At 61.1% G+C, this 303-nt stretch carries 1 protein-coding gene; it reads right to left on the reverse strand.

From position 1 onward, the window contains the following. Window positions 1-303 (reverse strand): hypothetical protein (locus FLQ44_RS25540; protein WP_500692542.1); only part of this gene is annotated, 303 nt, incomplete at its 3' end.

Raw genomic sequence — 303 nt, forward strand, 5'->3', positions numbered from 1 at the left:
GGCGTGCATGGCCCTGAGCACTGCATGCGCCTGGGTGTCGTCAGGATCCTTGTAACATCGGATGGTCAGAACAAGGAACCAACCGATTGCTCCAAGCCACAGGCCCGCGCTGACCAGATGGATGCCGTTGTTGAGGCGATGGAATAGCCCCAATCCGCCTTCGGTTGCAGCGGCATGACCACTCCAACCTAGAGTCACAAGGGCGCTTCCGTAGCAGCCCGCCGCAAATACCACCGCTGCCCGGCGGTTTCGAAGCGCGAGAATAGCGGCCAGCCCTGCAAAGAGCAGCCCAGAGCGGAGAAT

The organism is Vogesella mureinivorans (assembly GCF_007644035.1).
GTDB lineage: Bacteria > Pseudomonadota > Gammaproteobacteria > Burkholderiales > Chromobacteriaceae > Vogesella > Vogesella mureinivorans.